This window comes from Bacteroidia bacterium (assembly GCA_016218155.1).
GTDB lineage: Bacteria > Bacteroidota > Bacteroidia > Bacteroidales > GWA2-32-17 > GWA2-32-17.
On the sequence record JACREQ010000100.1, the window covers coordinates 1 to 23,255 of the forward strand.

Consider the following 23,255-nt stretch of genomic DNA (forward strand, 5'->3'; position numbering starts at 1 on the left):
AAGCTTTAAAATGGAAACCCCGGTATTTTGATGCAATATATAATCTAGCTTTCTCACATGAACAATTACGCCATTACAAAAAAGCAGTATATTTTTATGGATGGGCAGTTAAAGTTGATCCGACTTATGTTAATGCATGGAGTAATATGGCAAATATTTACAACGACTACCTTGACAAAATGGACTCAGCGATAATTATTAATCAGAAAATTATGAAAATTATACCAAACTCTGATTTGCCTTACGTAAATATTGCTACATATTATCTCATAAAAGCCGATTCTGTAAATGCAATGAAATATTTGGAATTAGCATCTGAAAAAACTCCGTCAAATAATGTTGTTGCTGGTATTCTTTTTAATTATTATCAAGGAAAAGATAATGTAAAAGCCGAGAAATACAGAAATATAGCAGGTATACCATCAATTACATTTAAATGAAATTAAGCATGAAAAGTTATATTTCATATTTATGTTATCATTTACCAGAGAGAACACTCACAAACATTGAGCTAAAAGAAACTTTTCCAAAATGGAATGTAGATGAAATGTATCAGTCAACAGGAGTTTTTTCTAGGCATATAGCAGAATCAAACCAAACACCTTCTGATTTAGCTTTTATTGCTGCAGAAAACTTACTAAACGAGAATTCTATTGACAGAACAAAAATTGATTTTATTTTATTTGTTACTCAAAGCAATGATTATATTACTCCCACTACTGCATGTATTTTACAAAAACGATTATGCCTTCCAGTTACTGCCGGAGCAATTGATTTAAATCAGGGATGCACAGGTTTCATATATGGGCTTTCTATTGCAGATGGTTTAATTAAAGCCGGAACTGCCTCAAACATACTACTATTAACTGCAGAAACAAGCTCAAAATATATTCACAAAAAAGATAAAAGTTGTCGTTTCCTTTTTGGTGACGGTTCATCTGCCGCAATTATTTCTGACACACCGGGTAAACTTGGTATGAAAATCGGCAAGTTTATTCTTGGAACAGATGGTAAAGGGTACCAAAATATAATAATAAAATATGGTGCTGCCAGACATGCTATTTCTGAGGCAAGTACAGAAGAAATTAAAGATGAATATGGAAATATCCGTACCGAATCTAATTTTTTTATGAATGGAAATTCAGTCTTTCTATTCTCAATTAATGTAGTTCCTAAACTTGTAACACAGATTCTTGAAAAATCAGGATTAAAACTAAATGATATAGACCTGTTTGTTTTTCACCAGGCAAATAAAATTATTCTTGATACCATTAGAAAGAAACTTTGTATTCCCGAAGAAAAACTCATAATTGATATTGAACATACTGGTAATACAGTTTCATCATCTGTACCAATTGTCTTAAAAAATGTACTTTCAAAATATTCATTTTTAAAAGGGAATAGAATAATGCTTGTTGCTTTTGGCGTTGGCTATTCATGGGGAGCAACTATTATTACAGCAGAATAAAATTTTATATCTCTGTACTTATTGATTTTAATGAACTCTTTTTGCTAATTGCATTAGGGTGCCAGCCTTCTAGTCAACTCTTACTTTAAATGCACATAGACTGATAAACAGACATATATAATTTTAATAAAATTGATTCTAAACATACATTTTAATAAGGTTTTTATGTATTTTTGGAAATTGATGTATTTTACTAAAAAATAATAATTACAAAATGACTGTTGAAGAATTTATTCTCAAAATAGAAGCTGAATTTCCTGATATGGAACAAGGGAAACTATTGCCAGATTCAGTTTTTAGAGAAGTAATGAACTGGAATTCAATAAATGCATTAATTCTTATTGCAATGGTTGATACAGAATACGATGTGATTTTAACAGCAGATGATTTAAGATCTTCTGTAATTGTTAATGATATTTTTTCAATAATTCAAACAAGACACACGTAATATGGCGCTAGTAAGTGTTGAAAATGTAAAATTTTCCGGTCTCGCTGCTTGTGTTCCGCAGTTTGAGTACAATAATATTGATTATGACCTGCTTTCAAAAGAAGACAACGAACTTTTAATAAAGACAATTGGTGTAGAGAAAAGAAGAATGGCAGGTCCACATATCACTGCTTCCGATATGTGTCAAATGGCTGCTGAAAAACTTCTTTCCCAAATGTCAGTAAATGCTTCGGAAATTGACATTCTGATATTTGTTAGCCAATCCCGCGATTATGTCCTGCCTTGTACAGCTATAGTGCTTCAGGATAAAATGGGTTTACCTAAAACCTCTTTAGCTTTTGATATTCCTTTAGGCTGTTCCGGATATGTTTACGGTATATATGTTTTGGGAAGTTTACTTTCTAAAGGTCAATTAAAAAAAGGATTATTACTTGTTGGTGATATTAGTTCATTAAGCAGTTGTTATCTTGATCCTAGTACTTTCCCTCTTTTCGGAGATTCAGGAACAGCAACTATACTTGAATACGATCCAGCAGCAAAACCAATGTGGTTTAATATGCAATCAGACGGTTCAGGTTGGGAAGCAATAAGTATTCCTGAAGGAGGAACCAGAAATTATCCTAAAGAAGATTCATTTCTAATAAAGGAAGTAGCGCCTGGTATTAAACGCAGTCGTTTTCATTTGCAATTAAACGGAATAGATGTTTTTAATTTTACACTCAGAGAAGTCGCACCTAACATAAATGTTCTTCTTAAGCATCTTTCAAAAACAACTGAAGATTATCAATATTATCTTTTTCACCAGGCAAATAAACTGATGAATGAAACAATAAGAAAGAAACTGAAACTTGTTCCAGAGAAAGTACCATATACTTTACATAAATATGGTAATACGAGTTCCGGATCTATTCCTCTTACTATGGTTTCGGAATTAAGAAAAGAACTTGAAGAAAAACCTCTTTCATTAATCTTTTCAGGATTCGGTGTAGGATTATCATGGGCCAGTGCTGCAATTGAGACTGATAAAATTATATGTCCAGAACTTATTGAATATCCTAATCTGGGAGACAAAACACCCCAACCAAAAATAGAAGATATAAAATCATTCAAATAATAATATGCAGAACCCATTTTCACTAAAAGGTAAATGTATCCTGATTACAGGAGCTTCCTCAGGAATTGGGCAACAAATTGCAATTAATCTTTCAGAACTTGAAGCTAATGTAATTATTGCAGGAAGAAATGAAGAAAGACTAAATGAAACTTTTTCAAAATTAAAAGGCAATAATAATCTGCGTATTGTTGCAGATTTGAGCGATGATAAACAAATTAAAGAATTAGTACAGAAGATTCCCTGTAACATTAACGGTGTAGTTCATTCAGCAGGTATTACAAGTCATATGCCTGCACAACTTATCGGGACAAAGCAATTAGACGAAGTAATGAAAATTAATTTTCATGCACCTGTATTACTTAACAGATATTTAATTTCGCTCAGAAAAATTATGGATGGTTCTTCAATTGTTTTTCTTTCTACAATAGCTACCCTACACCCATACTATGGAGGCAGTTTATATTCTGCATCAAAAAAAGCTATTGAAGGATATTCATTAACACTTGCACTTGAATTAGCACCAAGAAAAATACGGTCAAACTGCATTTCACCTGCTATGGTTGAAACACCTATGCTTGAAAAAACAGCCCAAACTATTTCCGCAGAAGCCTTGGAAGGGATGAGAGCTATTCATCCACTTGGTTTTGGGACAACTCAGGATGTTGCAAGTACTGTAATTTTCTTATTATCAGACGGAGCAAAATGGATTACAGGAGCAAACATTGTTATGGGAGGATTTTAGAATTATGAATAAACCTGAATATTCAGTTGTAGTACCAGTTTATAACAGCAAAGATTCGTTAGAAGAGTTATTCGAACGTACGAATAAAATATTCTCAAAAATCAACAAAACTTTTGAAATGATTTTTGTTGAAGACGGAGGCTGGGATGGAAGCTGGGAAGTAATTAAAAGAATAAAAACAACTCATCCGGAAATAGTAAAAGGAATTAAATTATCTCGTAATTTTGGTCAGCATAACGCTGTGCTTTGTGGTTTTGCACAAGTTCAAGGGCAATATGTTATAACAATTGATGATGATTTACAGCTTCAACCCGAAGATATTGCAAAACTAATTGAATGTAATAAAGACCAACAATATGATCTTGTTTACGGATATTTTACAAAGAAAAATCATTCAGCTGTAAGAAATTTCGGAAGCAACGTTATTAAAAAATCTTCAAAAGTAATATACAAGACACCTGGAGAAGGCTCTTCTTTTCGCCTTATCAGAAGAGAAATTACAGATAGCCTTGTACAACACAGTCAGGAATTTGTATATATTGACGATTTATTGTTATGGTATACTACCTCCATTGGGTTTGTAGAGGTAGAACATAAAAAAAGAGTATATAACACAACACAATATACAACTTTTAATTTATTCAAACTTGCATTTAAACTATTGGTTGTAAGTACAGATATTCCATTGAAGATAATGGTTTACGGAGGATTTCTTTCATCAATTATTACTTTTCTTTTTGGACTTTATTATATTTTTCGCAAAGTATTTTATAAAGTTCCTCCTGGATATACATCAATTATTGTTACAATACTTTTTTCGACCAGTATTATTATTTTAAGTCTTGGGATTATAGGACAATACCTCCACAAGGTTTATAAAATGCAGAATAAACGTCCGGCTTATCTTGTAAAAGAAAAGATTTAAATGAAGTGGAATAGATATGGCATAACACTTAGCCGGATTACGGAAGATGACATTGAGCTGATCAGGTGTTGGCGAAATGATCCTAAGGTAAGTCAGCATATGATTTACAGAAGCCATATTACTTCTGAACAACAAATAAAATGGTTTCATAAAATTAACAACAATCAAAATTCTTATTATCTTATCATATATAAAAACGAAAAAATCGGATTAATTAATAATAAGAATATTGAAACCAAGGACAAATCTTCAGAAGCCGGAATATTTATCTGGAATGACAGTTTTGATTTTGCTCCATTACTTGCATCAATACTGCTTTGCGAAATTGGATTTTACATTATGAAAGGTGGCGATTCTTATGCAAAAGTTCTTAAAAGAAACAAAAGAGCCATTGAGTATAACAACATAATAGGGTACGATGTTATAGAAAGAAAACCTCGTAGTCGGTATATCAAAATCAAACTTACTAAAGAAAATTTTAAATCACGAACCGAGAAACTTCGCCAGACTATTATGATCAATACAAATTCTAACGGTGAATTATCTTTAGAACTGGAGAAACATGATTATGAATCTGGTCTTGCACAGATGATGGAGAATTTATATATTTTTCCATTAATGTGGGAAGATCCTTCAATAAAATGCATAGAACATAACGGAGGTAAAATTTATTCAGGAACATTAATAATTTAATATTATGCAGATTTACAAATACGTTCCCAAACCATTAAAAAAACATTATAAAAAACTCTTTTGGAGGGTATTCTATAATTATATCGGAACAATTGGAATATTAAAAAAAGCAAGATTTCTGAATCACGGAATTATTGAGGATCATGAAAATATTACTATGGATCAGTTTAATCCTTTATTGTTCAGAAAGCTTTCACAGAATTTATATTTACATCTTATGCGCGAAGCCGAAATTAACGGTAAAAACTACATGGAGATAGGCTGTGGAAGAGGTGCCGGTCTTGAATTACTAATGAATACTTATAAGCCTGCTAAAGCAGTAGGTGTTGATATTTCTGATACTAACATAAGGTACGGAAAAAAAATAAATAAAGGTAACGGAGTTCAATTTATCAGGGGCGATGCAGAAAAACAAATATTTCCTGACAAAAGTTTTGATGTTGTACTAAACCTTGAATCTTCACATTGTTATGCTTCCAAAATGAATTTTTATAAAAATGTAAAAAATATTCTTAAAGACGATGGTACATTTTTATATTCTGACTTGTTCTGGTTTGACCATCTTACATTAGAAATGGAAAAACAATTTGAAGAAATCGGACTTTATATCGTTAAAAAAGAAGATATTACAAAGCCCATCATGCGTTCAATCGAATTACAATCAAAAATTCGAATGCATTACGTAAAAGGAAAAGCTACTCCTAATAAAAAACTTTCTGATATGGTTGCATTACCGGGCACACCTTTGTATGATGGATTAACAAATGGAACTATTAAATATTTGTTCTATGTTCTGAAAAAGAAATAAAAATAAATAAGATGAAACTTCTTTTAATCAATCCCAACAGCGCCTTCCAAAAATATCCCCCTTTAAGTCTAGCAATAATTGCTTCACTTACTCCCTCTGACTGGGAAGTAGAAATATTGGATTTAAACTTCACTCCACTTTCTATAAAAAAAGCCGACCTGGTTGGTATAACATCGTTCACTTGCACTGCGCCTATGGCTTATGAAATAGCTAAATTGTATAGAAAAAACAACATGAAAGTTGTTATGGGTGGTATTCATGCTTCTATTTTACCCGATGAAGCATTAAATTATGTGGACAGTGTTGTAATTGGAGAAGCTGAAGGTATTTGGAATAAAGTAATTGAAGATTTTGTTAAAGGAGAATTAAAACAAACATATAAAGCGGAGCTTCTTCCTTATGAAAATTGGCCCATACCACGTCACGACTTATTACATCCATATTATCAAATGGGTGCAATTCAAACATCAAGAGGCTGTCCGTTTAATTGCGATTTTTGTTCAGTTTCATTATTTAATGGTAACCAATACAGACTACGCCCTATTGATGAAGTTATTGCCGAACTTAAAACTATTAAAGCAAAAAGATTATTTATTTTAGATGATAATATTTTAGGAGTTGGCAAGAAAAATGAAGAAAGGGCATTAGAATTATTTAGAAGAATAAAAGAAGAGAAAATTAATAAACCATGGTTCTCATTTGCATCAGTAAATTTTGCTGATAAGCCTGAAATTATTAAAGCTGCAGCTGAAAGCGGTTGCGAAATGATTTTTATAGGATTTGAAGCTGAAGATGACGAGCAGCTAAAAGAAATGAATAAAGGATTAAATGTAAAATCTGGATCACATCTTTATTCAGAAGCAGTAAAAAAAATAAATAAACATAAAATTGCAGTAATGGGCGGTTTTATTATAGGTTTTGATACTGACACAAAAGAAAGCATTGACAGACGTTTAAAATTTATGCTAAGACATAGAATAAATTCTATGTCGGTTGCTTATTTAACTCCACTTCCAGGAACAAAATCATATAACAATTTGGTAAAAGAAAACAGAATAATTAAAAATGATTACCCTAAAGACTGGTCAAAGTATAATTTTCTGAATGTATTATACCAGCCAAAAAATATGACTCCGGAAGAATTAGCAGAAAAATATTTTGATATTATTGTTGCTTTATATAAAAGAAAAAATATTTTAATGAGAGCACTTGTTACATTTATTCAAACAAGAAGCTACAAAATAACCAAAAATTCTTATCGTTTAAATATGAGAACTTATTTAAGCTATAAAAGAGCTTATGATAAATATCTGAAAAATAACCCTAATGCAAGAAAAATATAAAGCTAAAATCTTATTATATTTTTTTATTTTTCCCAACAAATATCTTCCATAACAAAGCAAATACTTTATGATTATTACGTACAATTTTAATTTGCCAACTTTTTGGAAGTTTATGAGCATTCTTGCTTAACCACTCCATAAAATAATATAAAGTCTTACCAGGTATTGTAGAAAAACGTGACCATAATCCGGGGGTTTTACTTAATCTTTCATAACCATATTTATCTAAATATTCACCGGCAGCTCGCTCAGCTTTTTTGATAGAAGATTTTGTTAATCTTGTTCTCCACCCGCCTATTTTTTTTGTATTAACAGGCTCCAGAATACTTGTATGATTTGCCTTAAAAAATTCCTCGTTTGTAAATACAACTTTTGTAAATTCTTCTGTTTTTCTTTCCCTGTACTTCAGCATTTCGGGAACATATGGAATTTCGAGAAAACTACACATTTCCTTAACATATTTTTCTGTTTCAGTTACTAAATCCTCATACCTAAGCACATAAAATCTATTTGGATAGTATTTCTGAAAAAGTTCAACAGAACGAATAGCCTTTTTCCAATACATTGTATCATATGTTATGGATGGAGCAGTAAATCGCGAGTTAAATAATGAAACATGATTGTCGCGCGGGTCTCTAATTAACAATATGTACTTAGCATTAGGAATAGCAGTAAATATTACTCCAAAAACCTGAGAATAAAAAGGGTTCTTATCGCCCAAAAGCATAAGTTCTTTCTTCTCGTAAACACTTTTATAATTCTTAGCAATTATCTTTAGTGCAATATCAATGCTTAAAGAATCAATATTTAATGTTAGTTCTTCCTCAATCTTATTTATATCAAACTTTGTTGAGCTATATAACCATATATTGGTTAGATCTCTTATAAAGTTATCAATATTGGTTTTTGACCATGATTTAATGTTACGATAATGTCCTAACAAATGAGCAATGTACATACACTCTGAAGGAATCTGTACATTTGGATGAGCATCAAAAAATAATTGCAGTAAAGTTGTCCCTGAACGAGGCCTTCCTATTATGTAAAAAAACGGGATATCTTTTAATTTATTAACTTTTGTTTCGTTCATGGTTAAGAGATTTAATTATAATTTCTTTTTTCCATATAACTTCCACCAATATTGAAAAGGGACATGAGATTTTAAAGCTATTTTCAGTTGCCATTTTTTAGGCAAATGAATTACCTGTTTTCTCTCCCATTCTATAAAATGATATAACATTAATCCAGGTATTGTTGTAATAAATGACCACAATCCATGTTTTTCATATTGTTTTTCATAGCCATACTTCGTTAACCACTCTCCTGCAACTCGCTCAGCCTTTCTGATTTTTGACGGTTTTAACCTTGCTTTATACTGACCAACCTTTTTATTATTTACTTTTTCACAAACACTAAGATGATATTTTTCTTTATAATTATCATTAACAAAAGCAACTTTGGTTATATCATCTTTCTTATCAAGATAGTTAAGCATTTCAGGGGCAAACGGGATATTTAAAAAAATACATATTTCTTTTAGATATTTTTCCGGGTCCACTACCAGGTCTTCGTATCTGAGAGTATATATTTTATCTGGAAATACTTTGGAATATGCATCAAGAGTTCTTACAGAGTTCAGCCATCTTCTTGTGTTATATGTTATAGATGGAGAAACAAAGTGAGTATTAAATAATGAAATATGAGTATCACGCGGGTCTCTTACAAGATGAATAAATTTTGAATCTTTAATAATTGGAAATATTCCTGCAAACATCTGTGAATACAATGGATTTTTATCGCCACAAATTAAAAGCTTTTCTTTGTTATAAACCGAATTGTAATTTTTTGCAATTATTTTACAAATCATACTATAATTAAGTATAGACAGATTTTCATTCAATTCTTTTTCTATCTGAACATTGTTAAACTTGTCAAAAGTAAACATCCATGTTTTATAAAAATCCTGCATGAAATTTACAACCAGATCCTTATTCCACTGTTTTATTTTACCATAGTGTACGAATAGCTGTCCTATATTTAAACACTCCGAAGGAATCTGCACATTTGGATGAGCATCAAAAAAAAGCTGCAATAAAGTAGTCCCTGAACGAGGTCGCCCAATGATAAAAAAGAAAGGAAGGTTATTAATTTCTTCTGATTCCAATTTTTGCTATTTTTTTTAAGATAAGAAAATCATGTAAGCGAAAATAAAAAATCTTAATCAAAGATATTTTCATTTTATAAGAAAATACAATTATTGTTGCAATACCACCCAAAGTATAACTGATATTAGTCGCCCAGGCGGCACCAATACTACCATAAACAGGTATCAGATAAATATTACAAATAATATTTATTATAAGCGTAGGAACTAAAATTTTTATAATAATGCCAGGTTTCCATAATACATATAAAAAACTTCTTAACGTTCTGAAAATAATAAAGAAAAAAATTCCGGGAAGGATGTTTCTTAAAATAACTACACTTTCCTGATACTTATTTCCAAAAATAAATGTCACAAGATAAGGTGCCAGAATATACATTATTGCAATTGTTATTATTCCGAAGATTAGTGACCATCTTATTAGACTTAATATTTCATTTAATAAAATAATGGGACTTGAATCTTCAGATATCTTTTTCTTAACAATAAAACCAATAGCATCTGGAATTATCCATAAAAACATTGTAAATGCAGTTCCCAAAGCATAAATTCCAACATCATAATTAGAAGTATATTTATATAGCAAAATAATGTCAAATCTGTAATTAAGTTGCATAATAAAGAAAGCCAGTGCAGATATTAACCCTATTGATGATAGCTCTTTAATTATTACTTTATTGTATTTGAATCTAATGTTAAATAATCTAACTAAGAGTATAAAACAAAACAATGCAAATATTAAACTTAAAAAGAAATAAGTTATAATGGCACCTGCAATGGTTAATTTACCTGAAAAAACCAATATAAAGATGATTATTACACTAAATAAATCAGGTAGTAATCTAAATAAAATTGAAAAATTAAATTTTGTTTTACCAAAAAAAACAGAAATAGAATAAACAAGAAAAAGCCGAAGTGGAATTGTTACTAAAATAAAGAACTGTGAAAGAGGAGTCATGTCGGCATGTTGCATTATAGCAAAATTAATCATACAAATACCAATAGCCATGATACTACTGAATATCCATAAAAAGAAAAGCGATGAAACAATTTCATTATCGGAATAAAAACCTTTTACCAGATGGGCAATTACAGTTTTTCGAGAACCCATCATGGTTAATCTAATTAACATACTTGGTATTAAGTATATTGAAATAAATAATCCTATCTGAGCAGGACCTAAGAATCTAATAAGTATTACAGATGATATTGCTAATAATAATACTGTAAAAACACTACTTATTAATATAATTCTATTTGAAATTTTTTTCTGCATTTCTAATATCTAAAAGTATGATTCCATATTTTTCCGAGAAATGCCCCTGCAGAAAATTTTAAGTAAAGTTTTGTTGGTAAAAATTTAATAAGCCACGAAGATAATAACACAGAATAATAAATGAACAAACCCGGAATTAAAACCCATAAATAATTTAACACACTAATTTTAGAAGTTTTAAAATATCCTGATTCTATTGCATATTTATCGGTTATTTTTTCAATAACTGCGACTTCACTTTCTTTTAGTTTACCACGCCATGAACTTATTTTATCGGATGATACAGGCTGATTTAAACTTTTATGAATACCATGCATTTCGATTTCAGTAAAAACAGAGAGTGACCCATTACTATTAAAGCTTAGCATATTTGTTTCAAACTCGATTGATAGAAATTTACAGATTTTTTTTAATTCAAATTCTGTATTTGTTACTAAATTCTCATAGCTAAGAAAGTGGCAATTTGATGAATTCTTTTTTGAAATTTTTAAAAAAATTTTATAGGCTCTCACCCATCTTTTAGCAGAAACTACAACATTGGGTATTTCTATACCGGCATTTTTTTGAGAAAAAAACTGATCACGATAATCACGCTGAATGAATATGTATTTACATTCATTCTTAAACAACTTATATAACTCATCAAAATAAATAGAATATGAAGGGTTTTTATCACCTAAAAAATTAATATTACTTTTTGATTTTTTAGAATTAAACAGTACTATTTTACAAATAGTAATATAGTCAATTTCCGGGGCATATACTGCAATATCGGCCCTAAGCTTAGTTTCATCGATTCCCAATCCTGTAAATTGCCAGCAAAGTTTTAAGTCATTCAAAAAACTATTTACTGTTTTTATATCCCAGAAATTTATTCTGTTATATTTTTTTGCAAGCTGTAAAATGAATGTGCATTCTTTTGGAACTGATATTTCTGAATGAGAATCAAGCATTGATCTTAAAAGAGTTGTTCCCGATCTCGATCTGCCAATAATAAAAAAAAGTTGAAGCTTTTTTATGCCTTCATGTGTAAAATGGGAATCTTCCGACATTTTTTACTCAATTCAATTTATGATAAAAGTAAGATTTTATTTTAAAATTAACTAAAATAACGGCTTTTAGAGGGCTGGCCCTCCGGGATAAAACAGCATGCTATAAGTCTAGTTTTTAATTTCATAACCACTGTTTTAATTAATGCAAAAATAATTAACTAAAATAATTAGATTTTCTGTTTGCTATTTTAGTTTCTTTATTATATTTGCAATGTGAATACTAATAAACTATAAAATATGAAGAAAATTTTTACCATTTTAAGTTTTTCTTTCCTGATTTGTATGTTTTCATATAATTCAATGGCGCAAACAATTCCCAATAGTGGATTTGAAAATTGGACAAATGTGAATGCAGCTAATGGATGGAAAAGTAATAACACTTCCATGGTGTTCTTTTTACGCCAATCAACAAGTTCACATAGTGGAACTTATGCAGCTGAAATCTCTTCTAAAGCAAACGGATCTGCAGGAAATCTTTCAGGCATTTTAACTTTAGGAACAATTAATGCTGCAACCCAAACAGTAAGTGGTGGTTTCCCTATTTCCAGCAAACCAACAGATTTGCACGGATTTTATAAATATACAGCAGGAAATGGAGCAGATCAAATGACTATTAATGTTATAATGACAAAATGGTCCGGCACTACAAGGCTTACTCTTGCTAATGCTACATTTACAAGCGTTGCAGGTCAAACAGTTTCTGCATATACACAGTTTACAATTCCTCTAACTTATAATCCAACAACAATTACTCCCGACACATTTAATATTATTGTTAAATCATCTAAAACAACTGCTGTAGTTGGTACAATAGCCTGGGTTGACGATCTTGCATTTACAACAGCTACAGGTATAGAAGAAACTTCTACATTTAAACCTTCAATGTGGCCAAATCCTGCAAAAGAAAATGTTAACTTTAATCTTGATGGAGAACAATATAATATTAGCGTAAGTAATATTATTGGTCAGACTGTTACAACAGTAACAACTAACGACAAATTATTTAATCTGAATACAATGGATTTACCAAACGGTATTTACAATGTTAATTTAGAAAGTAAAACAAATAGTTATTCATTAAAATTAATTATCAGCAAATAATTAATTAATTAAATTAATTAAAAGGTTGTCTCAAAAGGACAACCTTTTTTATTATTTAGAATTTTTATCCACCATTTTTCTCGTTGTTGCAAAACTACCTTTAGTCATGCCCGACATTATTAACATTACCTGTTTTACTTCTTCTTCTGTCATATTGTTATCATTACCTGAACAACTGTTTGTAGTAGTTGTTAAACCATGCTTACAAATAAAAGCCAGCATTAATTTCATTTTCTCCTTTTCATATAAAGGATAGTAATAAAGAAATTTTTCAACCACCTCAATATAATCTGAGCTTTTTAATTTAACATAAACCTTATTTTTTCCCGAATCAAAATTTACCTGAGCATCTGGATTTATTGACCATATACATTGAGAAAGTATTGTTAAATTATCACGTGAAGAATAACTAAACTCTCTTTCTTTTAAATCGGTATTTACTAAATCAGGTATTGTTAAATTATATTTATGCAATAGTTTTTGAAGTAAACCTAAAGCAGTTTGCCTTTCATTTTCTTCGCCTCTTTCGGCAAGAACAGCAAGCTTTTTAAGAGTTTCTCTTATTTTATCTAAATCAGGAGTTGATGTTTCTGTACTCATTTTAGAATATTTTAATCAAAGATAAAAAATTAGCTTAATAAGTTATTTCTCATACTTTCAAATTAATTAAAGAATCATAAATATTTTTTATATTGCATTACACAAATAAATAAAATATGAAAAATACTTTTCTAATTTTAATGGCAATTGCACTATTATTCTCTTGCAAATCTAATGGTGACAAAAATGTAGCACTTGGTAAAGAAAAATATAATAAAGGCGATTTTCAGGGTGCAATTAATGAATACAATATAGCTATTAAAGACAATCCTGAAAACGTTGATGCATATTACGAAAGAGGTCTGGCTAAAGATGATATTGGCGACTATAAAGGAGCCATTGATGATTATTCAAAAGCAATTGAATTAGACCCCAAACTTTTTGAAGCATATAATAATCGTGGCTTTGCTAAAAATTCACTTAAAGATTACGAGGGTGCAATAGATGATTATAACAAAGCTCTTGAGTTAAATCCAAAATTTGCCGTAGCATATAACAATCGTGGGTTAGCAAAAAATAATATGAATGACACTCTTGGGGCCATAAATGACTACACAAAGGCAATTGAGATTGACCCTGGTTATGCACTTGCATATTATAATCGAGGTAGTGTAAAAGACGATTTTGGTGATATCGAAGGAGCTATTAAAGATTATAACAAATCAATTGAACTAGATCCAAACAATGCTGAAACATACAACAATCGTGGGTTTGCAAAAAATGAGCTTGAAGATTATATGGGTGCAATAGATGATTATAATATTGCAATAAAACTAAAACCAAATTCTTACCAAGCATATAATAATAGAGGATTAGCATTTGATTATCTTGAAGATTATGAAAGTGCTATTGATGATTATAACAAATCACTTGAAATAAAACCTGATTATGCTATTGCATTTGCAAACAGGGGAAATGCAAAATATTATATGGAAGACAGAGATGGAGCATGCGCCGATTGGGCAAAAGCCAGTGAATTAGGCTATACAGACGTTGATGAATACATACAAAAATATTGCAAATAACAACTTATTTATACATTTACTATTTATGAAATATTTTTATTTTGTTATAATTATAATCATGACATTTATAAATTGTTACAGTCAAACATCAAAAGAGTATTTAAAAAATGCCAAAGCAAAAGAAGCATTGCAGGATTATAAAGGTGCAATAATTGAGTATAATAAAGCAATAAAATTAAACCCTAAAGACACATTAGCCTACTACAAAAGAGGACTTGCTAAACTTAGTTTAAAAGATAACAAATCTGCCATTGAGGATTTATCAAAAGTAATTGAGTTAAACCCAAAACATTCTATGGCATATTACTACAGAGGAGTTTTAAAATCTAATACAAAAGATTTTACTGGAGCAATTCTGGATTTTGATAAATCAATAGAAATTAACCCCTCATCGGCAATGGACTATTATTGCAGAGGAGCTTCAAAAATTGCTTTAGGAAAAAACGGTTGTTCTGATTTAAAAAAAGCAGCAGTATTAGGTTATGAAGATAAAGCACTAATTAAAAAGTATTGTAAGTGACAATTATTATATGCATTACTTTTATTCAATAAAAAAAGAGACAAGCTTTTCAACTTATCTCTTTCTGGTAGCGGGGACTGGGTTCGAACCAATGACCTCCGGGTTATGAGCCCGACGAGCTACCACTGCTCTACCCCGCAATGTGGGTGCAAAAGTAGTTTTAATAATTTACAAAATCAAACAAAATTTTTATTTTTATTTAATCAGCTAATATAATGCTCTTTAATTTACTTAATGAATTAAATCTTCTAGCGGGGACTGGGTTCGAACCAAATTAATAAAAACTAACAGATATTAATAACCAGTTAGGTTTAACTGTTTTTTATTTTATTAAACAAATCCCATATAACTATTCCTGCAGTTACCGACACATTAAATGAATGCTTTGTTCCAAACTGCGGAATTTCGACACAATTATCTGATTTATCTATTACTTCCTGCTGAACACCATCAACTTCGTTTCCAAAAATCAAAGCATACTTTTTATTTTTCTCTGGTTTAAAATCTACCAATGACAAACTTTTACTAACCTGTTCAATCGAAATAATTAAAAATCCTTCTTCTTTTAGTTTTTCAATTGCATGTATTGTATTTTCGAAATACTGCCAATTAACAGATTCTGTTGCACCCAATGCAGTTTTTTGAATTTCTCGGCTTGGAGGCTGTGCGGTTATTCCGCATAAATAAATTTTTTCTATCCTAAACGCATCAGCAGTGCGAAATATAGAACCTACATTATGCTGACTTCTTATATTATCAAGTACCACTACAATAGATGTCTTTAAAGAATTTTTATATTCTTCAACAGATATTCGTCCAAGCTCGTCTAATGAAAGTTTTTTCATTTTTTATTAATATTTGCAAAAGTAATATATGATTTTATTGAAAAAAATCTAATTTTGCTATCAAATAAATTTATCATGAATTTACACGAATATCAAGGAAAAAGCATTTTAAAAAGATACGGAGTATCTGTACCCGAAGGTGGTGTAGCACATAATGTTGAAGCCGCTTTGGATTTGGCGAAAGCAATCAAAGAAAAAACAGGAACAGATACCTGGGCAGTTAAAGCACAAATACACGCTGGTGGAAGAGGAAAAGGCGGTGGAGTAAAAATTGCAAAAAATATTGATCAGGTTCAGGATCATGCAAAAGCAATTTTAGGAATGACTTTAGTAACTCCTCAAACTGGTGCTGCTGGTAAATTTGTACATAAAATTCTTGTCGAACAAGGTATTTATTATCCAGGCGAAAGCCCCGTTAAAGAATTTTATATGAGCGTGTTACTAAACAGATCAACAAGTCGAAATATTATTATGTATTCTACCGAAGGTGGAATGAATATAGAAGAGGTTGCTGAAAAAACACCACATCTTATTTTTAAAGAAGAAATTGATTCATTAACAGGCGTTGCCGATTTTCAGGCTCGTAGAATTGCTTTTAACCTAGGTCTATCAGGTAAGGCATTTAAAGAAATGTTAAAATTTGTTCCTGCTTTATACAATGCTTTCGAAAAAGCCGATGCATCACTTTTCGAAATTAATCCAGTAATTAAAACATCCGACGATTTAATTTTTGCTGCTGATGCAAAAGTAACAATAGATGATAATGCATTATTCCGTCACCCTGATTTTGAGGAAATGCGCGACTTAAGTGAAGAAAACCCTGATGAAACAGAAGCTGGTCATTATAATTTAAACTTTGTTAAACTAGATGGAAACGTTGGCTGTATGGTTAACGGTGCAGGTTTAGCAATGGCAACAATGGATATTATTAAGCTTTCAGGTGGCGATCCTGCTAACTTCCTTGACGTAGGAGGTGGAGCAAATGCTCAGACTGTAGAAGCAGGATTCAGAATTATTTTAAAAGATCCGGCAGTAAAAGCAATTCTTATTAATATTTTTGGCGGTATTGTTAGATGTGACAGAGTTGCAAGTGGTGTAATTGAAGCATATAAATCAATCGGAGAAATTCCAGTACCTGTAATTGTTAGACTTCAAGGAACCAATGCTGTTGAAGCTAAAAAAATGATAGATGAATCAGGACTTAAAGTATATTCTGCAATAACATTACAAGAGGCTGCAGAAACACTTAAAAGTCTAGTTTAAAATAATTAACACTAGTTTTAAAACTCCTGTTATAAACAACAGGAGTTTTTTTTATACTTTTGTAAAAAAATAAAAGTTAATGGTTGGCATACGAATTGCAATTTACTAAAACATGTTTCGATATCTAACCATATTTTTTTTACTTACTGCAAGTTGTTATACCTACTCCCAAGACATAACACCTCAAACATCAAAGGGTTTTGTAGTATTTGCAAAAATTATTGACGGAGACACGTTACCGCATATTAATTTGCGCGAAATAGTGATTCTTCCTCCTCATCAGTTCCATTCAAAAAAAGAATTATTAAAATTTGCAAAACTTGTAAAAAACATAAAAAAAGTACTTCCTTACGCTAAAATAGTAAGAACTAAACTATTGATAATTCAAAGTGAATTAGATAAACTTCCTAACGAGAATGCTAAAAAAGAATATATTAAACTAGCCGAAAAAGCATTAAAAGAAGATTTTCAGGATGAAATCACCAACCTCACAATGACTCAGGGAAGATTACTCATAAAACTTATTGACAGAGAAACCGGCGCCACCTCATACGAGCTAATTAAAGAACTTAAAGGTTCATTTAATGCTTTTCTTTATCAATCTATTGCAAGAATATTTGGCGAAAACCTAAAAGACGAATATGATGCAAAAGGTGACGATAAATTAATTGAAGAAATTGTTATAAGAATAGAGAACGGAGAGTATTAATTATTTTAACAAGTCATTTTTAGAATAATTAAGCTATTGTTATGCTGCAGATAAAAGAATAGAATGTAAATTATTAAACATTTAACAATAATAAATAAAATGGTTGTAGACCATTAAGAATTGTAAAAAAAAGAAATTAAATTATTTTACAAAAGGTCGTAGACCTTTCACAATATTACATATTTTCAACATTTCTTTATCTTCATAAAACATATAACAATATTCCATGAAACCAGGCACCTATACCCAAATTTACATTCACTTAATTTTTTCTCCAAAATTTAGAGAAGCATTATTACAACCAAAACACAGAGAAAGAATAATTCCGTATATCAGCTCAATCATTAATAATAAGGGACACAAACCAATTATTATTAATGGAATGACAGATCACATTCATATTTTATTTGGTTTAAACCCTAAACAATCTTTATCTGATTTAGTTGCTGATATTAAAAGATCTAGTAGCCATTTTATAAATGAAGAAAAAATCTTTCCGGGAAAATTTTTATGGCAAGATGGCTATGCCGGATTTTCATATAGCCGATCACAATTAGACAATATTTACAAGTATATTGAGAATCAACAAATACACCACAATAAAATAACGTTTAAAGAAGAATATTTAGATTTTTTAAAAAGCTCGCAAATAGAATTTAAAGAAGAGTTTTTATTCAATTTCTTTTAGCCTGTGCATCTTATACAAAGATGTTTTATTAATTTAATTAATATTACAATTTTGGAACCTCTACAAGGTTCAGATAAAACTATAACCAATAACAGTTATTTTCAAAATTATTGCCCATAAAATCATAACGGATATACAATTTTTATTTTTCTTTTTGAATACTTCTTAATAAGAAGTAAATTTGATTTTTAATAAATCAGAATATGATAACAAAAATTTTTCCTGAAAACCCAAATGCAAAAGAGATTCAGAAAATTGTTAAGGTTTTAAAAAAAGACGGAGTTATAATTTATCCAACTGATACAATTTATGGAATTGGCTGCGATATTTATTCAACAAAAGCAGCAGAAAGAATTGCTCAAATAAAACACTTAGACGTTGACAAAGCACATTTTAGTCTTATTTGTCACGATTTAAGTAACATTAGCGATTACACCAAACAGCTTGAAAATAATGTTTTTAAAGTAATGAAAAGAAACCTTCCAGGTCCTTTTACATTTATTCTTGAAGCAAATAGCAATGTTCCAAAAATGTTTAAACTTAACAAGAAAAAAACTGTTGGAATAAGAATTCCCGATAATCCAATAGCTCTTGAGATTGTTAAGGAACTTGGTCACCCTATTTTTACAACTTCTGTTATTGATGACGATGAAATTATTGAATATACAACTGATCCTGAATTAATATACGAAAGATATAAAGACAAAGTGGACGTTGTTATAGATGGCGGTTATGGTAAAAATGTGGCATCAACTATTGTTGATTGTACAGGCGGAGAAATTACAATTGTAAGACAAGGTATAGGTGAATTAATAATGTAAAATAATTATGGTTTATAATTTGTTATTTCTTTACTCATATTTATTTTCAGCATAATCATTCATTTTGAATAAAACTATAAATATAATTGGCGCAGGAATTTCAGGTATTACTGCAGGATGTTATTTACAAATGAACGGATTTAAGACCGAGATTTTCGAAAAACATTCAACTGCAGGTGGACTTTGTACCAGTTGGAAAAGAAATAACTATATAATCAATTATAGTGCTCATTGGATTATGGGTTCCGATAAAGGAAGTTCTTTTTATAAAATGTGGTCGGAACTTTTAGAAATGGAATCTATTGAATTTCATAATCACGAATTAAGAATCGATATTCAATTAAATAACAATAGGGACAAATACAACGATAACATCTTTCACTTTTATACAAATCTTAACAAATTAGAAAATTATCTTATTGACTTATCTCCTGAAGACACTGCTCTTATTAAGAAATTTATAAAAAGAATAAGATTATTACAAAAATACGACTTACCTCCCATCAGTGAGAAACTTCCATTTATTCAGTCGGTAATTAAAGGAATGGGAATGATTAAATATTTTGAAGTTTTTCCTTTGTTATATAAATGGAGTAAGGAAACAAATTTTACATTTGCAAGAAAATTTAAGAGTGCTTTTCTTCAGGAAGCATTTAGCTTAATTTATGATGAAGAAGAAGTAAAGATGCTTGTTTTTACATTACCGCATGCATATTTCGACAAAAAAAGTGCCGGATACCCTATTGGTGGCTCAAATAGTTTTACTAATAAATTAGTTGAAAAATACAAATTACTTGGAGGTAAAATAAATTATAATTGTAATGTAAATAATGTTATAATAGAAGATAATATTGCAGTAGGAATAAATTATAACGAAAACAAAATAAGTAAATCAGATTATACCCTTTCAACAGCTGATTGGCATTACACAATTTTTAAAGCTCTTAACGGAAAATATGTTGATGAAAATGCAAGACTTTTAAGTGAGCAAAAAAAACTTGAAGTATTTTTCTCTGCAATACTTTTCTCATACGGAGTAAAAAAAGATTTTTCAAACCTTCCACATTTCTCTAGGTTTCCGATTAATAAACCTATTATTTCTCCAGATGGTACAGAATATTCGAGATTAGAACTAAGAATTTCTAATTTCGATGAAACAATTGCTCCCAAAGGGAAATCACTTCTTTCGGTAAGTCTTTATACAAAAAATGGCGACTTCTGGATAAATTTAAGAAATGAAAACATAAGCAATTACAATATTGCTAAAGAAAAATTCAGCAATGATATTTTGGATGCTTTAGAAAATCAAATAGGAAAAATAAGAAATGATATTGATATGGTTGATATAGCCAGTCCTGCAACAATACTAAGATATACCAATAACTGGAAAGGAAGTACACAGGGTTGGTTACCCGGAAAATATTTTCTTGCAGCTTCACCTGTTGGATTTAAAGTTAAAGGATTAAATAATTTCTTCTATTCTAGTCATTGGAATACACCTGGCGGAGGACTTCCTGTTGTAATTAAAAATTCAAGAGAACTAACAATGCTAATTTGCAAAATGAATAAAATTGCATTTAAAAATAAAATCCAATAATAAGAATTTAATAACTTTGTAAAAAAATAATAATTATGAAAACAATTACAAGACTTACTCTAATTTTAGTTTTTGCAGTATTTGCTTTTTCAGGATATAGCCAGATTAGTAATACTGACCCTAAACATATTAATGTTTACAACGATTCACCAAAAATTGAAACAGATGAGTATATTATTACAATTGAAGATGTTGTTTCAAATGTAAAATATGCAAAATTTAAACTAAAAATAACAAATAAAACATCTGACTATTTACTTTTTAAAGGTGAAGAATGCCTTTATGTAGCAGATGCTACTACAATAAAAGCACAGGAAAAACCAGCTTTTATCGATCCATTCTCATCAAAATCCAAAGTAATAGAATTTAAAGGAACAGAAGGTTTACATTTAGATAAATTTAATGTTGAAATTAAAGGATTGTACAGAATTGCTGTTGGTGAAAATATTTTTACTGCACCTGATTTTCAGCTTCCACCAAGTTCAAAAGACTTCACTTCTGGACAATTTGTATGTACATTGTTAAGAACAGAACAGGAAACACAAAGTACATGGGCAAGATTTAGCTGTAAATATAACGGTCAAAAAATAGGATTTATAAATCCTGCCAAATGCGTTATAAAATTACCTGACGGAAAGGAATTTGCATCAACTAACCTGAAATCAAAATCAGAAATGATGTTACCAGGGGAAGAATCAAAATTTATTGCAGATTTTCAAATTCCAGCTAAAACAGCTGATATGCAATTTACAACAATGAATATTGTTTGGAAAGAAACTTTTAGTGAATCTACAGCAAAACCTTTGTCAAATCAAAAGGCTTCTTTCGAAATTGATGCCGCAAGTACAGCAGCAAGGAATAAGTAAGTAAAGTCTATTCTCTAGATTCTTCAAACGCATAAGCAGATGAAGAATCTAGTGCAAAATACTATTGAGAATTTCGCTCAACTATTTAAGAACAAAATCATGTTCTTAAAATTACATTTTACCATTAACATTTTTTATCAGAAAATTATTTTTTCTTTTACTTATTTAGAATAATTTTACATAAGAAAAATTATTCTATTTATGTTTCGTAATATTTTTATATTTCTTTTATTAATTTCTCTGCATTCATGCGCTCAGGAAAGCAATAAAACTGATGTTCCAAAAAACAAAAATTCAATTGCGAAAACAAATTTTAACAACAACGTTCAAATGAAAACATATAATCCTCTTTCAAAAGAAGAAGAAAAAGTAATAATTCAAAAAGGTACAGAATATCCATTCACCGGAGAATACACAAAGAAGAAAGATAAAGGAACTTATTTATGCCGTCAATGCAATGCACCTTTGTATCGCTCATCAGATAAATTTGAATCAGAATGTGGTTGGCCTTCATTTGACGACGAAATAAAAAGTGCTGTAACTAGAAAAACAGATGCAGATGGGAAACGTACAGAAATTCTTTGTTCAAATTGTAACGCTCATCTTGGACATGTATTCGAAGGCGAAGAATTAACTGATAAAAATGTTCGGCATTGCGTTAACTCAATCTCACTTAGATTTCTCCCAAAAGAAATTGACTTAATTCCCGAACGGGCAATTTTTGCCGGTGGTTGTTTCTGGGGTGTCGAATATTATATGAATAATAACCCTGGCGTTCTTTCTACTACTGTTGGCTATATAAATGGGAAGACAGAAAATCCTACTTACGAAGAAGTTTGCTCACACACAACCGGTCATGCAGAAGCAATTGAAATCTTTTATGATCCGACAGTAACTTCTTTTGAAAAACTTGCAAAATTATTTTTTGAGATTCATGATTTTACACAAATAAACAGGCAGGGTCCAGATGTTGGAGATCAGTATCGTTCGGCAATTTTTTATTTAAGTGAAAATCACAAACAAATTGCAGATTCTTTAGTAAATGTTCTTACTAACAAAGGATACAAAGTTGCTACTGAAGTAACAGCCTCAAAAGTTTTTTGGCCTGCAGAAAAATACCATCAGGATTATTATGAGAAAAAAGGAGGAATTCCTTACTGTCACGCCAGAAAAACTGTTTTCTAATT

The 23,255-nt window shown here is 30.2% G+C and carries 25 protein-coding genes and 1 tRNA gene; 19 read left to right on the plus strand and 7 right to left on the minus strand.

The features are described from left to right. The 9 genes from HY951_15705 to HY951_15745 form a co-directional block, all read left to right on the plus strand. The coding region (locus HY951_15705) for a hypothetical protein (protein ID MBI5541508.1) at positions 1-440 on the plus strand (440 nt) is incomplete at its 5' end. Positions 441-448: 8 nt separating this feature from the next. Beyond that, complete coding sequence (locus HY951_15710) at positions 449-1,468, plus strand: ketoacyl-ACP synthase III (GenBank protein ID MBI5541509.1); 1,020 nt, start codon at positions 449-451, stop codon at positions 1,466-1,468. A gap of 214 nt (positions 1,469-1,682) precedes the next feature. Next, a complete protein-coding gene (locus HY951_15715; protein MBI5541510.1) occupies positions 1,683-1,916 on the plus strand; it encodes an acyl carrier protein in 234 nt (77 codons plus the stop codon). A 1-nt stretch (position 1,917) separates the two neighbouring features. Beyond that, the gene (locus tag HY951_15720) at positions 1,918-3,030 is read left to right on the plus strand and encodes a ketoacyl-ACP synthase III (protein MBI5541511.1); all 1,113 of its coding nucleotides are present in this window, start codon (positions 1,918-1,920) and stop codon (positions 3,028-3,030) included. A 4-nt stretch (positions 3,031-3,034) separates the two neighbouring features. After that, a complete protein-coding gene (locus tag HY951_15725; GenBank protein MBI5541512.1) occupies positions 3,035-3,772 on the plus strand; it encodes an SDR family oxidoreductase in 738 nt (245 codons plus the stop codon). Positions 3,773-3,776: 4 nt separating this feature from the next. Further along, positions 3,777-4,697: a glycosyltransferase family 2 protein gene (locus tag HY951_15730; GenBank protein MBI5541513.1), complete on the plus strand. Its 921-nt coding sequence runs from the start codon at positions 3,777-3,779 to the stop codon at positions 4,695-4,697. Beyond that, positions 4,698-5,390 (plus strand): GNAT family N-acetyltransferase, encoded by a 693-nt coding sequence (locus HY951_15735; protein ID MBI5541514.1) that lies wholly within the window; start codon positions 4,698-4,700, stop codon positions 5,388-5,390. A gap of 4 nt (positions 5,391-5,394) precedes the next feature. After that, positions 5,395-6,198: a class I SAM-dependent methyltransferase gene (locus HY951_15740; GenBank protein ID MBI5541515.1), complete on the plus strand. Its 804-nt coding sequence runs from the start codon at positions 5,395-5,397 to the stop codon at positions 6,196-6,198. Positions 6,199-6,209: 11 nt separating this feature from the next. Next, positions 6,210-7,541 (plus strand): B12-binding domain-containing radical SAM protein, encoded by a 1,332-nt coding sequence (locus tag HY951_15745; GenBank protein ID MBI5541516.1) that lies wholly within the window; start codon positions 6,210-6,212, stop codon positions 7,539-7,541. 13 nt (positions 7,542-7,554) lie between these two features. Here the strand turns inward: HY951_15745 and HY951_15750 are convergent, their stop codons facing one another. From HY951_15750 to HY951_15765, 4 genes are read right to left on the minus strand one after another with little or no spacing between them, the layout of a single operon-like run. Continuing rightward, entirely contained in the window at positions 7,555-8,631 is a 1,077-nt protein-coding gene (locus tag HY951_15750; protein ID MBI5541517.1) for a sulfotransferase, read from the minus strand. 15 nt (positions 8,632-8,646) lie between these two features. After that, positions 8,647-9,705 (minus strand): sulfotransferase, encoded by a 1,059-nt coding sequence (locus HY951_15755; protein MBI5541518.1) that lies wholly within the window; start codon positions 9,703-9,705, stop codon positions 8,647-8,649. Then, the gene (locus HY951_15760) at positions 9,686-10,981 is read right to left on the minus strand and encodes a polysaccharide biosynthesis C-terminal domain-containing protein (GenBank protein MBI5541519.1); all 1,296 of its coding nucleotides are present in this window, start codon (positions 10,979-10,981) and stop codon (positions 9,686-9,688) included. Before HY951_15760 ends, HY951_15755 begins: the two co-directional genes overlap by 20 nt. A gap of 2 nt (positions 10,982-10,983) precedes the next feature. Then, positions 10,984-12,033: a sulfotransferase gene (locus HY951_15765; protein ID MBI5541520.1), complete on the minus strand. Its 1,050-nt coding sequence runs from the start codon at positions 12,031-12,033 to the stop codon at positions 10,984-10,986. Positions 12,034-12,270: 237 nt separating this feature from the next. Between HY951_15765 and HY951_15770 the strand changes: the two genes are divergently transcribed. Next, the gene (locus HY951_15770; protein MBI5541521.1) at positions 12,271-13,134 is read left to right on the plus strand and encodes a T9SS type A sorting domain-containing protein; all 864 of its coding nucleotides are present in this window, start codon (positions 12,271-12,273) and stop codon (positions 13,132-13,134) included. A 51-nt stretch (positions 13,135-13,185) separates the two neighbouring features. On the opposite strand, the gene HY951_15775 is transcribed toward HY951_15770, so the two are convergent. Then, positions 13,186-13,734: a DUF2786 domain-containing protein gene (locus HY951_15775; protein MBI5541522.1), complete on the minus strand. Its 549-nt coding sequence runs from the start codon at positions 13,732-13,734 to the stop codon at positions 13,186-13,188. 116 nt (positions 13,735-13,850) lie between these two features. Between HY951_15775 and HY951_15780 the strand changes: the two genes are divergently transcribed. After that, entirely contained in the window at positions 13,851-14,759 is a 909-nt protein-coding gene (locus tag HY951_15780; GenBank protein ID MBI5541523.1) for a tetratricopeptide repeat protein, read from the plus strand. A gap of 58 nt (positions 14,760-14,817) precedes the next feature. Then, positions 14,818-15,279, plus strand: coding sequence for a tetratricopeptide repeat protein (locus HY951_15785; GenBank protein MBI5541524.1), 462 nt, complete (start codon positions 14,818-14,820; stop codon positions 15,277-15,279). A 65-nt stretch (positions 15,280-15,344) separates the two neighbouring features. Here the strand turns inward: HY951_15785 and HY951_15790 are convergent. Then, positions 15,345-15,419 (minus strand) — tRNA-Met (locus tag HY951_15790). A 171-nt stretch (positions 15,420-15,590) separates the two neighbouring features. Further along, positions 15,591-16,124, minus strand: coding sequence for an RNA methyltransferase (locus HY951_15795; protein ID MBI5541525.1), 534 nt, complete (start codon positions 16,122-16,124; stop codon positions 15,591-15,593). Positions 16,125-16,199: 75 nt separating this feature from the next. Between HY951_15795 and sucC the strand changes: the two genes are divergently transcribed. The 7 genes from sucC (at position 16,200) to HY951_15830 (ending at position 23,253) form a co-directional block, all read left to right on the plus strand. Continuing rightward, positions 16,200-17,387 (plus strand): ADP-forming succinate--CoA ligase subunit beta, encoded by a 1,188-nt coding sequence (gene sucC, locus HY951_15800; GenBank protein ID MBI5541526.1) that lies wholly within the window; start codon positions 16,200-16,202, stop codon positions 17,385-17,387. 112 nt (positions 17,388-17,499) lie between these two features. After that, on the plus strand, positions 17,500-18,096 hold the full coding sequence (locus HY951_15805) for a DUF4294 domain-containing protein (GenBank protein MBI5541527.1): 597 nt from the start codon (positions 17,500-17,502) through the stop codon (positions 18,094-18,096). Positions 18,097-18,322: 226 nt separating this feature from the next. Further along, positions 18,323-18,784, plus strand: coding sequence for an IS200/IS605 family transposase (gene tnpA / locus HY951_15810; GenBank protein ID MBI5541528.1), 462 nt, complete (start codon positions 18,323-18,325; stop codon positions 18,782-18,784). Between the two features lie 203 nt (positions 18,785-18,987). Next, a complete protein-coding gene (locus HY951_15815; protein ID MBI5541529.1) occupies positions 18,988-19,605 on the plus strand; it encodes a threonylcarbamoyl-AMP synthase in 618 nt (205 codons plus the stop codon). Between the two features lie 64 nt (positions 19,606-19,669). Next, positions 19,670-21,202 carry an NAD(P)/FAD-dependent oxidoreductase gene (locus HY951_15820; GenBank protein MBI5541530.1) on the plus strand — a complete coding sequence of 511 codons (1,533 nt, stop codon included), beginning with the start codon at positions 19,670-19,672 and terminating at the stop codon, positions 21,200-21,202. A 35-nt stretch (positions 21,203-21,237) separates the two neighbouring features. Further along, entirely contained in the window at positions 21,238-22,068 is an 831-nt protein-coding gene (locus tag HY951_15825; GenBank protein ID MBI5541531.1) for a hypothetical protein, read from the plus strand. A 201-nt stretch (positions 22,069-22,269) separates the two neighbouring features. Then, positions 22,270-23,253 (plus strand): bifunctional methionine sulfoxide reductase B/A protein, encoded by a 984-nt coding sequence (locus HY951_15830; protein MBI5541532.1) that lies wholly within the window; start codon positions 22,270-22,272, stop codon positions 23,251-23,253. Positions 23,254-23,255: the final 2 nt, after the last annotated feature.

What these genes read in the sequence shown, in the direction of transcription:
- HY951_15710 (MBI5541509.1), top strand. Translation starts at nt 449, where the DNA reads ATGAAAAGTTATATTTCATATTTATGTTATCATTTACCAGAGAGAACA.
- HY951_15715 (MBI5541510.1), top strand. Translation starts at nt 1,683, where the DNA reads ATGACTGTTGAAGAATTTATTCTCAAAATAGAAGCTGAATTTCCTGAT.
- HY951_15720 (MBI5541511.1), top strand. Translation starts at nt 1,918, where the DNA reads ATGGCGCTAGTAAGTGTTGAAAATGTAAAATTTTCCGGTCTCGCTGCT.
- HY951_15725 (MBI5541512.1), top strand. Translation starts at nt 3,035, where the DNA reads ATGCAGAACCCATTTTCACTAAAAGGTAAATGTATCCTGATTACAGGA.
- HY951_15730 (MBI5541513.1), top strand. Translation starts at nt 3,777, where the DNA reads ATGAATAAACCTGAATATTCAGTTGTAGTACCAGTTTATAACAGCAAA.
- HY951_15735 (MBI5541514.1), top strand. Translation starts at nt 4,698, where the DNA reads ATGAAGTGGAATAGATATGGCATAACACTTAGCCGGATTACGGAAGAT.
- HY951_15740 (MBI5541515.1), top strand. Translation starts at nt 5,395, where the DNA reads ATGCAGATTTACAAATACGTTCCCAAACCATTAAAAAAACATTATAAA.
- HY951_15745 (MBI5541516.1), top strand. Translation starts at nt 6,210, where the DNA reads ATGAAACTTCTTTTAATCAATCCCAACAGCGCCTTCCAAAAATATCCC.
- HY951_15750 (MBI5541517.1), bottom strand. Translation starts at nt 8,631, where the DNA reads ATGAACGAAACAAAAGTTAATAAATTAAAAGATATCCCGTTTTTTTAC.
- HY951_15760 (MBI5541519.1), bottom strand. Translation starts at nt 10,981, where the DNA reads ATGCAGAAAAAAATTTCAAATAGAATTATATTAATAAGTAGTGTTTTT.
- HY951_15765 (MBI5541520.1), bottom strand. Translation starts at nt 12,033, where the DNA reads ATGTCGGAAGATTCCCATTTTACACATGAAGGCATAAAAAAGCTTCAA.
- HY951_15770 (MBI5541521.1), top strand. Translation starts at nt 12,271, where the DNA reads ATGAAGAAAATTTTTACCATTTTAAGTTTTTCTTTCCTGATTTGTATG.
- HY951_15775 (MBI5541522.1), bottom strand. Translation starts at nt 13,734, where the DNA reads ATGAGTACAGAAACATCAACTCCTGATTTAGATAAAATAAGAGAAACT.
- HY951_15780 (MBI5541523.1), top strand. Translation starts at nt 13,851, where the DNA reads ATGAAAAATACTTTTCTAATTTTAATGGCAATTGCACTATTATTCTCT.
- HY951_15785 (MBI5541524.1), top strand. Translation starts at nt 14,818, where the DNA reads ATGACATTTATAAATTGTTACAGTCAAACATCAAAAGAGTATTTAAAA.
- HY951_15795 (MBI5541525.1), bottom strand. Translation starts at nt 16,124, where the DNA reads ATGAAAAAACTTTCATTAGACGAGCTTGGACGAATATCTGTTGAAGAA.
- sucC (MBI5541526.1), top strand. Translation starts at nt 16,200, where the DNA reads ATGAATTTACACGAATATCAAGGAAAAAGCATTTTAAAAAGATACGGA.
- HY951_15805 (MBI5541527.1), top strand. Translation starts at nt 17,500, where the DNA reads ATGTTTCGATATCTAACCATATTTTTTTTACTTACTGCAAGTTGTTAT.
- tnpA (MBI5541528.1), top strand. Translation starts at nt 18,323, where the DNA reads ATGAAACCAGGCACCTATACCCAAATTTACATTCACTTAATTTTTTCT.
- HY951_15815 (MBI5541529.1), top strand. Translation starts at nt 18,988, where the DNA reads ATGATAACAAAAATTTTTCCTGAAAACCCAAATGCAAAAGAGATTCAG.
- HY951_15825 (MBI5541531.1), top strand. Translation starts at nt 21,238, where the DNA reads ATGAAAACAATTACAAGACTTACTCTAATTTTAGTTTTTGCAGTATTT.
- HY951_15830 (MBI5541532.1), top strand. Translation starts at nt 22,270, where the DNA reads ATGTTTCGTAATATTTTTATATTTCTTTTATTAATTTCTCTGCATTCA.